This window comes from Saccharothrix variisporea, from assembly GCF_003634995.1.
Lineage (GTDB): Bacteria > Actinomycetota > Actinomycetes > Mycobacteriales > Pseudonocardiaceae > Actinosynnema > Actinosynnema variisporeum.
The window spans coordinates 2469029-2482986 of sequence record NZ_RBXR01000001.1 but is presented as its reverse complement, the minus strand read 5'-3'; the positions used below and the strand labels follow the sequence as shown (position 1 = coordinate 2482986).

At 70.6% G+C, this 13958-nt stretch carries 11 protein-coding genes; 6 read left to right on the top strand and 5 right to left on the bottom strand.

All coding sequences use genetic code 11. The features are described 5' to 3' along the window. Positions 1–51 precede the first annotated feature (51 nt). The 5 genes from DFJ66_RS10790 (at position 52) to DFJ66_RS10770 (ending at position 6191) form a co-directional block, all read left to right on the top strand. On the top strand, positions 52–1293 hold the full coding sequence (locus tag DFJ66_RS10790) for a hypothetical protein (protein ID WP_121220387.1): 1242 nt from the start codon (positions 52–54) through the stop codon (positions 1291–1293). Between the two features lie 151 nt (positions 1294–1444). Beyond that, complete coding sequence (locus DFJ66_RS10785; RefSeq protein ID WP_121220385.1) at positions 1445–2845, top strand: FAD-binding oxidoreductase; 1401 nt, start codon at positions 1445–1447, stop codon at positions 2843–2845. Positions 2846–3046: 201 nt separating this feature from the next. Next, positions 3047–3805 carry a bestrophin-like domain gene (locus DFJ66_RS10780; protein ID WP_121220383.1) on the top strand — a complete coding sequence of 253 codons (759 nt, stop codon included), beginning with the start codon at positions 3047–3049 and terminating at the stop codon, positions 3803–3805. A 4-nt stretch (positions 3806–3809) separates the two neighbouring features. After that, positions 3810–4907: a DUF6923 family protein gene (locus DFJ66_RS10775; protein ID WP_121220380.1), complete on the top strand. Its 1098-nt coding sequence runs from the start codon at positions 3810–3812 to the stop codon at positions 4905–4907. Between the two features lie 150 nt (positions 4908–5057). Continuing rightward, on the top strand, positions 5058–6191 hold the full coding sequence (locus DFJ66_RS10770) for a DUF418 domain-containing protein (protein WP_246029683.1): 1134 nt from the start codon (positions 5058–5060) through the stop codon (positions 6189–6191). Between the two features lie 330 nt (positions 6192–6521). On the opposite strand, the gene DFJ66_RS10765 is transcribed toward DFJ66_RS10770, so the two are convergent. Both DFJ66_RS10765 and DFJ66_RS10760 read right to left on the bottom strand, forming a co-directional pair. Next, positions 6522–6944, bottom strand: coding sequence for a nuclear transport factor 2 family protein (locus DFJ66_RS10765; protein WP_246029682.1), 423 nt, complete (start codon positions 6942–6944; stop codon positions 6522–6524). A 73-nt stretch (positions 6945–7017) separates the two neighbouring features. Then, the gene (locus DFJ66_RS10760; protein ID WP_121220375.1) at positions 7018–7872 is read right to left on the bottom strand and encodes a helix-turn-helix domain-containing protein; all 855 of its coding nucleotides are present in this window, start codon (positions 7870–7872) and stop codon (positions 7018–7020) included. A 100-nt stretch (positions 7873–7972) separates the two neighbouring features. Between DFJ66_RS10760 and DFJ66_RS10755 the strand changes: the two genes are divergently transcribed. After that, positions 7973–8323, top strand: a complete 351-nt coding sequence (locus tag DFJ66_RS10755) for a VOC family protein (protein ID WP_121220373.1) — start codon at positions 7973–7975, stop codon at positions 8321–8323. A 38-nt stretch (positions 8324–8361) separates the two neighbouring features. On the opposite strand, the gene DFJ66_RS10750 is transcribed toward DFJ66_RS10755, so the two are convergent. The 3 genes from DFJ66_RS10750 to DFJ66_RS10740 all read right to left on the bottom strand — a co-directional run bounded on the left by DFJ66_RS10750 (position 8362) and on the right by DFJ66_RS10740 (position 13767). Then, the gene (locus DFJ66_RS10750) at positions 8362–10572 is read right to left on the bottom strand and encodes a discoidin domain-containing protein (protein WP_121220371.1); all 2211 of its coding nucleotides are present in this window, start codon (positions 10570–10572) and stop codon (positions 8362–8364) included. 334 nt (positions 10573–10906) lie between these two features. Next, the gene (locus DFJ66_RS10745; RefSeq protein WP_121230989.1) at positions 10907–12388 is read right to left on the bottom strand and encodes a non-reducing end alpha-L-arabinofuranosidase family hydrolase; all 1482 of its coding nucleotides are present in this window, start codon (positions 12386–12388) and stop codon (positions 10907–10909) included. Between the two features lie 161 nt (positions 12389–12549). Continuing rightward, complete coding sequence (locus tag DFJ66_RS10740) at positions 12550–13767, bottom strand: ROK family transcriptional regulator (protein ID WP_121230987.1); 1218 nt, start codon at positions 13765–13767, stop codon at positions 12550–12552. Positions 13768–13958 lie beyond the last annotated feature (191 nt).

Genomic DNA, 13958 nt, shown 5'->3' with positions numbered 1-13958 from the left:
CGCCGTCCGTAGACCTCTCCCCGTGACTTCCCCCACGAGAAGGGCTCTCCGATGACCACACACCCCCGCGGTCGCCTCTCGGGCCTCCGCCGTTACGCCGTTCCGCTGCTCGTGCTGGCCGCCGCCGCGACCACCGTGCCCCTCCAGGCGGTCGCGCAGGAGCCCCGGCCGGTGATCACCCAGGACCCCGACGACCTGCCGCCGACCCCCGGACCGGGGCCGGTGCGCGACCCGCAGGTCGCCGCGATCGCCCAGGACGCCAACCAGGCCCTGCGCTACTCCTACGCCGCGGTCGCCGCGGACCTCGGCCACCCCTACGCCGAGGGCACGGTCGAGTTCGACCTCCAGTCCGGCCTGCGCACCCTGCCCGCCGACCGGCTGGAGCCGATCGTCAAGTACGCCCAGACCCTGCTGGAGTCCGACGTCGAGACCCGCACCGCCCAGTTCGGCCGGCACGCGCGGCTCACCCCGGACGAGTTCCGCAAGATCGGCTTCGACGGGGCCTTCTCCGACGTCCGCTTCGACTCCGACGCCCTGAAGAAGTCCCTGCTCGACCGCGCCGCCGCGCTGGAGGCGGCGGAGAAGGCCGCCGAGCAGGACGCCCAGCGCAAGGCGTACGAGCTGCACCTGGACTTCAGCAAGCTGGCCAAGCTGTCCTCGCTGGACTTCCGGGTCGAGCGGGTGAAGTGCGTGGACGAGACCAACCCCGAGTGGCCCGGTGACGACGAGATCGTCGCGGGCGGCCTGCGCGTGGACCACCAGGGCACCACCAAGAAGGTGTCCCAGTGGTTCGTCGGCGACGGCTTCTACGACGGCAAGGCCAAGACCTACGCCGACCCGGGCCGCCTGTTCACCTCCTTCGACCTGGCCGCGTCCGGGCCGTGGCCCCGCAGCTACCTGGCCGTGGTGATGCTGGCCGAGCAGGACGGCAGCGGGTTCGCGGCGGCCGTGCAGGCGGCGTGGGCGAAGGTGAAGGACAAGGTCACGCAGGTCATCGCGCAGGCCGTGGCCGCCGTGCTCACCCCGTACGTCGGCGCGGCCATCGCCGAGGCGCTCGGGCAGCTCGTCGGCTGGCTGGTCGGCGTGTTCGTGGACTGGCTGCTGGAGCTGTTCCAGGACGACCTGTTCGAGGCCCGCACCGCGCACGTCGAGCTGCCGCACCGGTACGAGTTCCTGTACAACAACCCGGCCCACCTGGGCTGGACCAACCACCGGCTGCCCAGCACGTCGATGTGGTTCACCGGGCACGGCGGCCAGTACAAGGTCAACGTCCACTGGCAGGTCAACTCGTAGCGACCCCCGCTCCGGTCCCAGGTCGACGCGCACCGAAACCGCGCGGGCACGGTCCGACGCCGTTCCTTACGGCCTCGTGACCAGCCCGCGCGGTCCGGCGCGTCCGGGTCCACCCTGGACCGCGCTGGGGGCTTCGACGAGGAGGTCGACCATGACGGACGTCTCGGCTCTGCGCGGCCGGTTCGGCGGCACCGTGCTCACCCGGCGGGACGAGGGCTTCGAAGCCGCCCGCGCGGTGTTCAACAGCGCCATCGAGACCACGCCCGAGGTCATCGCCCAGTGCCTCAACCCCACGGACGTGAAAGAAGCGCTCGCTTTCGCCCGTGCGCAAGGCCTGCCGGTGGCGGTCAGAAGCGGCGGGCACAGCGTCGCCGGCGCGTCCCTGGTCCAGGACGGGCTCGTGCTCGACCTGCGCCGGATGAACGCCGTGACCGTCTCCCCGGACGCCCGCACGGCGGTGGTCGGCGGCGGCGCCACCTGGTCGGCCGTGGACCGGGCGTGCCAGGCGCACGGCGTGGCCACCACCGGCGGCCGGGTGTCCACCACCGGCGTCGGCGGGCTCACCCTCGGCGGCGGCTCGGGGTGGCTGGAGCGCAAGTTCGGCCTGGCGTGCGACAACCTGCTGTCGGTGGACCTGGTCCTGGCGGACGGCCGCGAGGTCACCGCGAGCGAGACCGAGCGGCCCGAGCTGTTCTGGGCGCTGCACGGCGGCGGCGGCAACTTCGGCATCGCCACCTCCTTCACCTTCCGCGTGCACCCGCTGCCCGGGTTCTCCTTCGCGCTGGTGCTGCGGCCCGCCTCCGACGGCGAGGACATGGCCCTGCGCTACCGGGACTTCGCCGCCGACGCGCCCGAGGAGATGGGCGGCGGCCTGATCTACCTGACCGCGCCGCCGGAGGACTTCGTGCCCCCGGAACTGGTGGGGCAGTTGTGCTGCGGCGTCCTGGTGACGTGGGTCGGGGGTGCGGAGGAACTGCGGTCCTTCGCCGCGCCCCTGCTGTCCCTGTCGCCGGACACCGCGCTGGTCACCGACATCCCGTACGCGGACTTCCAGTGCAGCCTGGACGACCCGCCCGGGTTCCGGAACTACTGGTCCGCCGAGTACCTGTCGACGCTGCCCGACGAGGCCGTGCGGCGGTTCTGCGCGGGCGCGCGGCGGATGCCCTCCCCGTCGCCCTCGCAGCAGGCGCTGATGCCGTGGGGCGGGGCGGTGGCGCGCGGCACGGACTGGCCGATGGCCGACCGCGACGCACCCTGGGTGGTTCACCCGTTCGGGTTGTGGGAGGACCCGGCCGACGACGACCGCGGTCGGCGCTGGGCGCGGTCGTTGCGCGAAGACCTGGCACCGTGGAGCACGGGGGCGGTCTACCTGAACTTCATCGGCGACGAGGGCGCGGACCGGGTCGTCGCGGGCTTCGGGGCGGCCAACCACGCCCGGCTGGCCGAGGTGAAGGCCGAGTACGACCCGGACAACGTCTTCGACCGGTGGCACAACGTCATCCCCGCGACGCAGCGTCGCCAGACCGCGGACACCGTTGGAGCAGCCGACTAGCCCGAGGAGGGGTGTGGAACCGCATCCGCGCGGACGTGGGCCGGGCATTACTCCACGGTCGGGTGGAAGGTTCACACTACGGTTGGGCTTTTGCCGGCACACGGATGAACGAGCTTGTTGTGGCGGCGGCCCGCTCACTACCTTTCGGAAGCGACGAATTCGCAGATCTGTGGAATTCATTCCGGGTTGTGAGAGGACCGCATGAACGTTTACGCCACGGGTCTGTTGTGGGTGCTCGGCGCGGCGGTGATCGCCGCCGTGCTGGCCTACCTCATCCGCAAGTACGGCGAGGACCAGGGCCGGCCCGACAACAACGAGGCCGCGGGCCAGGTGTTCACGATCGTGGGCGGCCTGCACGCGGTCCTGGTGGCGTTCGTGCTGATCGCCCTGTTCGACGCGGTGAACCAGGCCGACGAATCGTCGTACAAGGAGGCAGACGGGCTGGTGGCGGCGACCTGGGCGTCCGACGCCCTGTCCAAGGAAACCGGTGACGAGGTCCGCTCACTTTCCCGGGCTTACGCGATCACGGTCATCAACGACGAATGGCCGAAACTGCGCGAGGGTGTCGAATTCGAGTCCACCGGCTGGTCGCAGCTCGACCGCATCCGCCAGGTCGTGGCCAACGCGCCCGCCGACAACGAGTGGCAGGTCGACCGCAAGGCCGAGGCCGCCAACCAGCTGTGGCAGGTCTACGAGGCCCGGCAGTCGCGGCTGGACACCGCCGGCGGCGGCGTGAGCACCGTGGTGTGGTTCGTGCTGGTGGTCGGCAGCTTCCTGGCCATCGGGCTGCCGCTGCTGTTCGGCGGGCCGTTGATGCGCACGCACGTGGTCATCGTGGCGACGCTCGCGGCCACCATCACGCTGCTGCTGTACGCGACCTACCAGCTGCAGAACCCCTACGGCGGTGGGGCCGAACTGGGACCGGACGCGTTCCAGGCGGCCGTCGAGCGGTTCGGCTGAGGCCGTGCTGGAGGTCCTGGCCTGCGTGGCCATCCAGGTCGAGGCGGACCAGTGGGGTCCGTCGACGGTGTACCGGGTGGAACTGCCCTCGGGCTCGGCGGAGGTGTTGCACACCCTGGACGCGCGGGTCAACGCCATCGGGTACTCGGCGGCGCAGGACCGGGTGTACGGGGTGGACGACGACGGCGGGATCGTCGTGCTGGACCGCACCGGGCACCCCGTGGCCCGCTCGACCGGCCACCCGGGTTTCCTCAAGCACGCCACCGCCGGCGTGGTGGTGGGGGAGAAGCTCATCGTGCGGGTCGGGCACCTGATGTACTGGGTGGACATCGACCCGGGTAGCTCGCGGTACCTGAAGGTCGTGCGCCAGGCGTGGCTGTGGCCGCCGCAGCACGCGTTGAACGTGGACGACTTCGACGTCAACCCGGCGGACGGGCTGCTGTACGGGGTGGCGACCTTCCCGTACGGGCACGCGTACGTCGTGGCGATCGACCCCGACACCGGACGGGTGGACCGCGTACCCGGAACGGGGACGTTGCCGGCGACGCACGGTTACGGCGCGGTGGTCATGGGGCGGGACGGCGCGCTGTACGTGACCAGCAACCGGGACGACGGGCGCAGCGTGCTGTACCGGGTGGCGTTGGACGGTTCGGAGGCGGTCACGGAGATCACCTCGCGGCCGGCGCGGCGCAGCATCGACGCGGCGGGGTGCTTGAGCGTGCCCCCGATCGTGGACCCGCCGGATCCGACCGTGCCGCCCACGACGCCACCGACGACGCCACCGACGACGCCGGTGACGACCCCACCGGCGACTCCGCCCGCCGAGCCACCCCTGGTGCCGCCCACTTCCACCACCCCCGCACCACCTCCGGTGATCTCACCGACCTCGACCCCCGCGCCGCCGACTCCTCCCGCGTCCGAAGAGCCGCCCGCGCAGACCCCGGCTCCGTCGCGCGAGCCGTTGCGGCGGCCCGAGCCCAAGGCCGAGCTGGCGACGGACGGGCACCGGAACGTGCGGGACCAGCGCCGATGGGGCTTGGTGGCGATCGTGCTGATCCTGGGTGCGGGCGCGGTCGCCCGAGCCCACGCCCGCCACCGCTGACCGGCCGTTCGAGCTGGCCAGCCGTTCGAGCTGACCAGTCGTTCGATGGGCTGAGTCCTACGAAAGTGCGACCTCGCGTGGGTCCTCCGGCCGACTCGCCGACGACGTCGAGCGGCCTACCTTCGGTGCTGATCTTCACCGGAGGGGGACATGAGCAGTCGGATCGACATGGGTGCTCGGATCACGGCCTTGGACGTGCTGCGGGGCGTGGCCATCCTGGGGACGTTGGGCACCAACATCTGGATCTTCACCGACCCGGCCGGACCGGGCGGTTTCCTCGCCGGCGCCGACGACTGGGGCGGGGCGCTGCTGCGGATGCTCAGCAACGGCAAGTTCCTCGGCCTGCTGTCGATCTTGTTCGGCATCGGGCTGGCGTTGCAGCACCGCTCGGCGGTCAAGCGGGGGATGAAGTGGCCCGGCTGGTACCTGTGGCGGTCGGCGCTGCTGCTGGTCGAGGGGGCGCTGCACTACGTGCTCATCTTCGAGTTCGACGTGCTGATGTTCTACGCCCTGGTGTCCGTGCTGGTGGCATTCCTGGTGGGGCGCAGCGACCGGGTGGTGCGGGGGTGGCTCGTCGGCGCTCTCGTGGTGCACCTGGCGTTCATCGCGCTGGTGACGTACGCGATGCACCTGGGCGACGGGTCGCTGGGCGGGTCGCTGCCGGTCGACATGTCCAGCTGGTTCGGGCAGGTGCGGTCGCGGATCGAGTACGTGGACGTGTTCCGCGCCGAGGCCGTGTTCGTGCTGCCGTTGAGCACGGTGCTGTTCCTGGCGGGGGCGCGGCTGCTGCGGGCCGGGGCGTTGGAGGACTCGGAGCGCGGGTTGCGCGTCCAGCGACGGCTGGCCGGGTGGGGGTTGGGCCTGGGGCTGCCGCTGAACGTCGTCACCACGCTGGCCGGCGGCGAGTGGTTCGCGGTCGACCGGTACGTGTGCGCGCCGGCGGTGTCGTTCGGGCTGCTGGGCGCGATCACCATGCTGGTGCACCGGATGCGCTCGCCGGAGGGGTTCCTGCGGCGCGGGGTGACGTCGGTGGGGCGGATGGCGTTGAGCTGCTACATCGCGCAGAACCTCATCGCGTCCCTGCTGTGCTACCAGTGGGCGCTGAACCTGAACGGGCGGTTTGCTCAGTTCGGTGTTTGGTACACGGTCGCGGCGTGGGTGGTCGTGTCGGCGCTGTTGGTGATGGGTGCGACCTGGTGGATGGGGCGGTACTCGCGGGGGCCGGTCGAGGCGGCGTGGAACTGGGCGTACCGGGCGCCGCAGCGACGCTCGGTGGCGGCTTAGCTTCGCGCTCTCAAGGCGGGAGCGCTGGTGCGCTCTCAAGATCGAAAGATCGAAAGATGAAAAGATGAAAAGCTCACAAGCGGCGCTCGCCGCGCGGCAGGCCGCCAGCGGGGGGTGAAGGGCGTCGGTTCCCCCGCCGTATGGCCTGGCGGAGCCAACCACAGATCGCCCCGGGTGCCGCTGAAATTTTTGCTCGTTCCTCGCAAAATTTTCGGCTGCACCCGGGGCGATCTGTGGTAGCCCTTCGGGCAGGCCATACGGCGGGGGAACCGAGGCCCTCCACCTGTGGTTGGGACCACCGCGGACAGCGCGCTGCGCGCGAAAAGCGTTCTAGGCGAGGCGGTCGGGGATCGGGGCCAGGGGGTACTTCTGCCAGAAGAAGGCGTCGGCCGCGTGTTGGTCCGCCGAGAAGTTCACGGCTTCCGCGATCTTGCCGTCCACGATCCGGAAGGCCAGGGCCCACAGGATGTCCAGGCCCTCGGGGTCGGTGCTCCAGCCGCGGTGCAGGTCTACCACCCAGTCGCCGTCGGCCGCCAGGAAGATCGGGTCGGCCTTGAAGCCCGCCTTGGCCAGTTGGCCGAAGAAGGCGAGGACTTCGGTGGCGCCGACCTTGGTGCCCGACAGGGGGTGGTGGCCGGGGATGGTCCAGCGGATGTCGTCGGCGAAGAACTCGGCCAGCGCCTGCGGGTCGTCGCCGCCGTAGGCCTGGTAGAAGCGGTGGATCAGGTCGACGTTGGGGTGTTCGCGCGTCACGCGGTCAGCCAACCAGCGGTGGTTCGGCGACTGCAAGATCTTTCCGCCGCCGGCGAAAACCGTCGCTACTTCGTCAAGTGGGGCGCAGGAGGCGGCGCAGGGCGGTGGGGGTGTGGCCGACCAGGGTGCGGACCGTGCGGGTGAGGTGGGCCTGGTCGGCGAAGCCGAGTTCGGCGGCCAGGCCCGCCAGGTCGGTCTCGCCGTCCTGGATGCGGGCCATCGCGCGGCCCACGCGGACGCGGTTGCGGAAGCGGGTGAGGGACACGCCGAGGTCCTGGCTGAACGCGCGGCTCAGCCGGTAGGGGGAGACGCCGAGCAGCCTCGCCAGCGGCACCAGGCCGCGTGACTCCGGGTGGTCGGCGACGATGGCGGCGCGGGCGGCGGACACGGCGGCCCGGTCCCGTGCACCCGGTAGTGGCCGGTCCTGAGTGGTGGCGACGAGGTGCACGAGTGCTTCCGCCATCCCGAACGCGACATCGACGGCGGGTCCGCCCGTGACCCCTCGGTCCGGGTCGCCTGTCTCGGAGTCGTCCACGACCCGTGCCGGGCCCAGCGGACGTCCGACCGCCAGCAGGCGCCGGTGGGCCAGTTCGACCGCCGCGTCCACGTACAGCACCGACCGCGCCGGCCGGTCCTCGCCCACCACGGACCGCCACAGCTCCGGCGCCACCCACACCGCCGTGCACAGGTCGCCGCCGGCCGGGTGCGCGAACTGCTCCTCCTCCCCGGGCACGCTCACGTACCCCGCCGTGCCGTCCAGCTCCGCCACCCCGTCGCGCGCCCGCCGCCGGAAGGACCCGCGCCGCACCAGCACGATCCGGTGCGACCCCGACTCCTCCGGCGGCGACCAGCCGGTGTGGTGGTCCGAGCACGTGACCGCGCTGACCCCGAAGTCGGCAGTGACGGCCAAGTCCACCGCGGTGCGCATGCCGACGACCCTACGCGCGGGGTACGACAAGAATGTTCAATACGGCCGTCACCCCATCGGGCGAAGCTGTGCCCCACCACGAAGAGAGGGCACGACCGCGATGAAACTCGCCACCGTCATCCTGGACAGCGCGGACCCCGGCAAGCTCGCCGAGTTCTACCGCACCGCGACCGGCTGGGAGGTGACCTACAGCGACGACGACTTCGTCTTCATCGGCGACGGGGGAGCGGTCCAGCTCGGTTTCCAGCGCGTCGAGGGCTACGAAGGCCCCGGCTGGCCCGACGACCGCAAGCACGTCCACCTGGACTTCACCGTGCCGGACGTGGCCGAGGCCGCGGAGAACCTGCTCGGGATCGGCGCGACCAAGCCGGACTTCCAGCCCGGCGAGGGGAACTGGACCGTGCTCGCCGACCCCGAGGGTCACCTGTTCTGCATCTCGGCCGCGAGCTGAGAGCGGTGGGGGTGCCGCGCCGGCGGCACCCCCACCCGTCACGGGTAGCTGACCAGGTAGCGGACCTGGTTGGCGGTGTTCGCGACGCCGCCGACGTTGTTGATCACGTTGTTGATCGTGCCCACCCCGCCCAGCGACACGGTCACCAGGTCGTGGAACCGGACGCCCGAGGTCTGCGGCACCTCGAAGCCGTTCGCCGTCACCACGGACGGGTTGGCGTTGTTGAAGCAGTACACGCCCACGCCCCACGCCTCGTGCGTGGTCACCGAGGGTGCGACCTTGTACGCCGCCCAGCCCGGCGAGGACCCGTTCATCCACGCGGCCTGGTTCGGCGGGTCGTACGGCAGCTCGTTCTGGAAGAAGTACGTCCGGCCGCCGTTGCCGTTCCACACCACGTTGTGCTGCTGGTAGTGCTCCACGAACAAGCCGTACGCGGTGACGTCGTTGCCGTTGACCACCACGCCGTTCTGCGCGGTGTTCACCGTCCAGCCCACGCCCGCGCCGTGGTCGGCCCGCCACACCCACGTGTGGTCGACGATGGTGTTGTTGCTGTTGACCTGCAACGACACCGTGGCCTTGCCCGCCTGCGACCCGCCGACGCGCAGGTACACGTCGTGCAGCGAGGTCGGGTTGGCGGCGTGGTTCGCGGTCGAGCCCGGCGTGCCGACCTGGAGCAGCACGGGGGAGTTGGTCAGGCCCGCGTCCACCAGGAACCCGGCCAGCTTCACACCGTCCACATCGGACACCGACAGTGCGGCCTTGCCGGTCTCCGGCGTCAGCGTCGCCAGGCCGAGGCCGAGCACGACGGTGTCGGGGCGCGTCACCGTGATCGTGTCGGACAGCTTGTGCACACCGGGCGTGAGCAGCAGGTGCTTGCCCGCGGCCAGGGCCGCGTTGGTCAGCGACACCGGCGTGCCCGGCTTGACGATGAAGAAGTCCGCCAGCGAGATCGACGTGCCGGCGGGCGTGCCGGACTCCCAGCTCGTGCCGCGCGCGTTCTGCCGCAGGGCGGGCACGAACACGCGGTACTCGCCGTTGGACAGGTACAGGAACGGCTTCTCCCGCACGACCGGCGAGGTGTCGACGGTGGTGTGCGAGGGGTTGGGGAAGTGCTGCGGCGGTGCGCCCTGGGTGCCGACGAACACCATGTTCCACACCGACCCGCCCCAGCCGCCGGCGAGGTTGCTGTTGCGGGTCAGGAACTGCTGCTGCGAACCGGATTCGGTGTAGCCGTCGATCCTGCTGTCCACGATGAGCCCGCCGGAAGCCCAGCCGTCACCACCGTTCCACAGCTGCACCTGACCGCGCAGGTGCATCCGCCGGTACGCCGCCGCCTGCGACACCGCCCACCGCTCGACCTGCCCGGCGGGCACGGTCACGGACAGGTTCTCCGCGCCCCGCCAGAAGTTCTGCGTGGCGTTGCCGAGGTTGTTCGGGTTGTCGCCCTGCTGGAGCCAGTCCGCCTCGACCCGCACGTGCCCGTTGAGGTTGACGTCGTCGGGCCGCAGCCCCAGGCCCGCGACCTGGGTGTAGAAGCGCAGGTTCACGTCGGCGTTGTACGAGCCCGGCTTGAACAGCACCGCGTACCGCTCGGGGCCGAACTGGTTGGTCTTCATCTGGGTGGAGATGGCGTTGAGCCGGTTCTGCATGTCGGTCTGCGACGACTCGGGGCCGTAGACCAGGACGTTGGGGCCGAAGTCGGGGTTGCGCGGGTCCGTCGGCGGGATCGTCGGGGTGTCGGTGGTGGTGTTGATGCCGAACTCCCAGAGGGAATGCCCCCATTGCGTGGCGCGGGCCGTGCCGTACACGCGGACGTACCGCCCGGTGCCGGTCACGTCGAGGTTCTGGATGCCGCCGGTGCCGGTGGTGGTGGAGTAGACGGTGGTCCAGGTCGACGCGTCGGAGGAGACCTGGACCTGGAAGGCGCGGCTGTACGCGGTCTCCCAGTTGAGGTTGACCCGGCAGACCTGTTGGGAGGAGCCGAGGTCCACCTGGATCCACTGCGGATCGGAGAACGCGCTGGACCACCGCGTGCCGGTGTTGCCGTCCACGGCGGCGGTGGCGGGGGTGCCGGCGTTCTCGGTGGAGGAGGCGGTGGCGGGCCGGTTGAGCGCGGCGTTGGTCGTGCCGCACTCGGCTGCCCAAGCAGAGGCAGACACGGCAGGGGAGACGGACAGGGCGGGGCCGAGCACGGCGACCACGCCCAGGGCTGTCGCGGACGCGAGCAGCCGGGAACGGGAGAGGCTCATGGTCCTACCTGACGAGGTAAGGGGCAGGGAGCAGCCCGGAGAGAAGGCCCCCGTGGCACCGGGGGCGGCTGAGAGAGCGCTCTCTCGGGAGCGTAACGCCGACGTGACACGACCGTCAACGGAGCCCGCTCCCTGCCACACAAGCAAGTCCGCCCGCCACTGCCGCCCGCCGCTGCTGCGCTGCCGCCTGTCCGCCGCCGCTGCTCGGTGCCGTTGGTGCGCTGCCGTGGTTGAAGGCCCGTTCGTCGGCGGCCCTCACAGCCCCACGGCGCACAAAAGCCGGCGCCCCCACCTGCGAGAGGTGAGGGCGCCGACCCCGTGATCCGTCAGGCCGTCAGCGTTGGAGCGTCAGCACGCCCGGTCGCCAGGGCAGGGAGTTGTAGGGGACGTTGGAACCCGGGGTCAGCCCCTGGTACAGGAACTGGAGGTTGCACGGGTCGATGGTCTTGGTCTGGTCCGGGTTGGTCCGCACCAGGTCGCCGTGGCTGATGTCGTTGGTCCAGGTCGCCCCGCTGTTGGCCTTGCCCGCGAACGGGTTGGCCTCGGTGGCGGCCTGCGGGGTCCACGAACCGCTCAGGCTGCTGGAGGTGAACGAGCGGAAGTAGCGGCCGTTCTGGCCCATCGCCTCGACCAGCATCAGGTACTGGTCCTGGTCCTTGACCTTGTACACCTCGACCGCCTCGAACAGGTTCGCGGTCGTGTCGCTCATGATGGTCGTGTACGACGTGCCGAAGCTGCCCGGGAAGTTCCCGATCGGCATGCTGGACCGGTAGATCTGGCCGTTGTCACCGGCGAAGAACATGTAGACGTTCGTGTCGTCGGCGATGATCGTCTGGTCGAGGGCGGTGTTGCCCGGCACGTTGCCGCGGAAGAGCTCCTGCGGCGCCGACCAGCCGTTGGCGTTCGTCGGGTCGCTGGAGGTCCGGTAGCTGAACGTCGTCGCGCCCCACTGGTAGGTCAGCACCCAGATGTTCTTCGGCGCGAAGTAGAACAACGTGGGTGCGACGGCACCGATGTCCATCTTGTTCTGCGGGGCCGACGCCATGTCCGACCAGTTCGTGAACGGCCCGAAGGCCATCGAGCCGTAGTTCTGGCCGCTCGAGTCGACCGTCGAGCCGTAGACGACGTGCTTGCCGTTGTAGACGACGTTGGTGAAGTCCTTGAGCGAGATCCACCCCGATTTCGGGGTCGCCAGCGCGCCCGTCGAAGTCCAGCGGTAGGTGGACGGGAGGGAACACGTCGTGCCGCTGCCCACGCGGACGAGTTGCCATTGCTGGTTCGCGCCGTTCCAATCGCCGTACTGCACGACGGCCGCGCCGTCCGCGGTCGACAGGCCGGTCACTTCCACGGCTTTACCGCTGTTGCGGTTGAGCAGCCGGACGTAGCCGCTGTCGGAGTCCGCCAACCGGAACTGCTGGTTGGTGCCGTTGTGGTCCGTCCACTGCTGGACCTTCGCGCCGTCCGCGGTCGACCAGTTGTCGACTTCGAGGACCTTGCCGGAGTTCTTCGACTTCAACCGGTAATAGCCGCCGCCGGAATCCACGAATTGCCACTGCTGGTTCGCGCCGTCGTGCCGGGACCACTGCGTGACCGCCGCACCGTCGGCGGTGGACGCGCCCGAGACGTCCATCGCCTTGCCGCTGTTGCGGTTGACCAGCACGTACCAGGCGTTCGTGTCCACGGTCGCCGCCGTCGCCGCGCTCGGGCTGAGCGCGACCGCGGTGCCGGTCACCAGCACGGTCGCCACCAGCGCGGACGCCCAACGACCGCGCCGGCCGTTCACCCGCTTCGACCCGCTCGGTGGGACTTGGCCCATCGAATCCACAGCGATTCTCCTCCACCGTCGAGGTTTGTCGGCTCCAATGGCCGGTTCGAGCAGGCCTGTTAGCGCTAACATCCTGTGCTGGGAGGTTGCCAGATCGTTTCCGGACCGGTCAATCGGTTCGACCAAATGGGACGTCGGGCGATGTTGTCGAATTACAGTCGAAATTCGCGTCTCGGCTGGTGCGCATCGGCGGCTCCGTCCAGCAGGGCCGCCACGGGGAGCGTCGCCGCGCCCACCGCCACCGCGTCCGGTCCCAACTGCCCCAGCGCGATGGAGGTCTGCTCGTAGGGGTGGCGCAGGGAATGGGCTCGGGTGGCCGCCACGATCCGGTCGAAGCAGTGCTCGCCCAACGCCAACCCCGCCCACCCGCCGAGGATTATCCGCTCCGGGTTGAACAAGTTGACCAGGTTCGCGATCCCCGCTCCGAGGTACCCTGCCGTCTCCTCCAGCACGCGCGCCGCCGTCTTCGAGGAGGCCGCCGCGCGGATCAGACCGTCCACACCGGACTGCTCGTCGGTTCCCGGTACTTCCCGGCCCCCGCGCGCTTTCCGGTACCGCTCCAGGATCCCCTCGGCCCCGACGTAGGCCTCCAGGCACCCGGAGCTCCCGCACCGGCAGGGCCGACCGCCGTAGACGATCGTCGTGTGCCCCCACTCGCCGGCCGACGAGGTGGCACCCCGGTACACCGCGCCCTCGGTCACGACCGCCGCGCCCACCCCGGAACCCACCAGCGCCACCACGACGTGCCGCGCGCCCCGACCCGCGCCGAACCACATCTCGGCCTGGCCCTGGGTCTTGGCCCCGTTCTGCACGTACAGCGGCAGGTCGACCCCCGCCGCCCGGACCATCTCCTCCAGCGGGACGCCGTTCCACCCCAGCGTCTGGGCGTGCACGATCGCCGAAGCGCCCTGCTCGACCGTCCCGGGCACACCGATCCCCACGCCCAGCACGGAAGGAGCCGGCACCTCGGCGACGACCTTCGCGACCCCGGACGCGATCAGGCCGGCGACCGCGGCGGGATCGCCGGGCGGCAGGGCGTGCTCCACGGCCGCCAGCTGGGTCATGCCCAGGTCGAACAGTTCGACCTTGATCCCGGTCTCGCCGACGTCCACCCCGATCACGTGCCCGAACGCCGGGTTCACCCGCAGCAGCACGCGCGGCCGGCCGCCGTCGGAGTCCACCGATCCCGCCTCGACCACCAGGCCGTCCTCGACCAGTTCGCCGGTCACGTTGGACACCGTCGCGGCGGACAGCCCGGAGCGCGCACCCAGCTCGTGCCGGCTCAGCGGCCCGTCGAAGAACAGCGTCGACAGCAGGGTGGAGCGGTTCTGTCGGCGCAGGTCGCGGACGGTGGTGCGCTTGGGCGGCATGGCGTACAGCATGACGGCCAGTTAGTTCATGACTTAAAATTAGACTAAGTTTGTAACCTGTTCGTTATTGACGTGACCTGGCTCACCGGGGTTGAGTCTCCCCCGACACGAGGACGCCCCGGCGTCCCAGCCGCGATGGCACGCGCGGTCCGCCCCCACCCTGCGCTCGCTCCGCCCCCCGGTCCCGACAA

Excerpts from the sequence above, each read along its gene's own strand:
- DFJ66_RS10790 (WP_121220387.1), top strand. The coding sequence starts at position 52 with ATGACCACACACCCCCGCGGTCGCCTCTCGGGCCTCCGCCGTTACGCC.
- DFJ66_RS10785 (WP_121220385.1), top strand. The coding sequence starts at position 1,445 with ATGACGGACGTCTCGGCTCTGCGCGGCCGGTTCGGCGGCACCGTGCTC.
- DFJ66_RS10780 (WP_121220383.1), top strand. The coding sequence starts at position 3,047 with ATGAACGTTTACGCCACGGGTCTGTTGTGGGTGCTCGGCGCGGCGGTG.
- DFJ66_RS10770 (WP_246029683.1), top strand. The coding sequence starts at position 5,058 with ATGAGCAGTCGGATCGACATGGGTGCTCGGATCACGGCCTTGGACGTG.
- DFJ66_RS10760 (WP_121220375.1), bottom strand. The coding sequence starts at position 7,872 with ATGCGCACCGCGGTGGACTTGGCCGTCACTGCCGACTTCGGGGTCAGC.
- DFJ66_RS10755 (WP_121220373.1), top strand. The coding sequence starts at position 7,973 with ATGAAACTCGCCACCGTCATCCTGGACAGCGCGGACCCCGGCAAGCTC.
- DFJ66_RS10750 (WP_121220371.1), bottom strand. The coding sequence starts at position 10,572 with ATGAGCCTCTCCCGTTCCCGGCTGCTCGCGTCCGCGACAGCCCTGGGC.
- DFJ66_RS10745 (WP_121230989.1), bottom strand. The coding sequence starts at position 12,388 with ATGGGCCAAGTCCCACCGAGCGGGTCGAAGCGGGTGAACGGCCGGCGC.
- DFJ66_RS10740 (WP_121230987.1), bottom strand. The coding sequence starts at position 13,767 with ATGCCGCCCAAGCGCACCACCGTCCGCGACCTGCGCCGACAGAACCGC.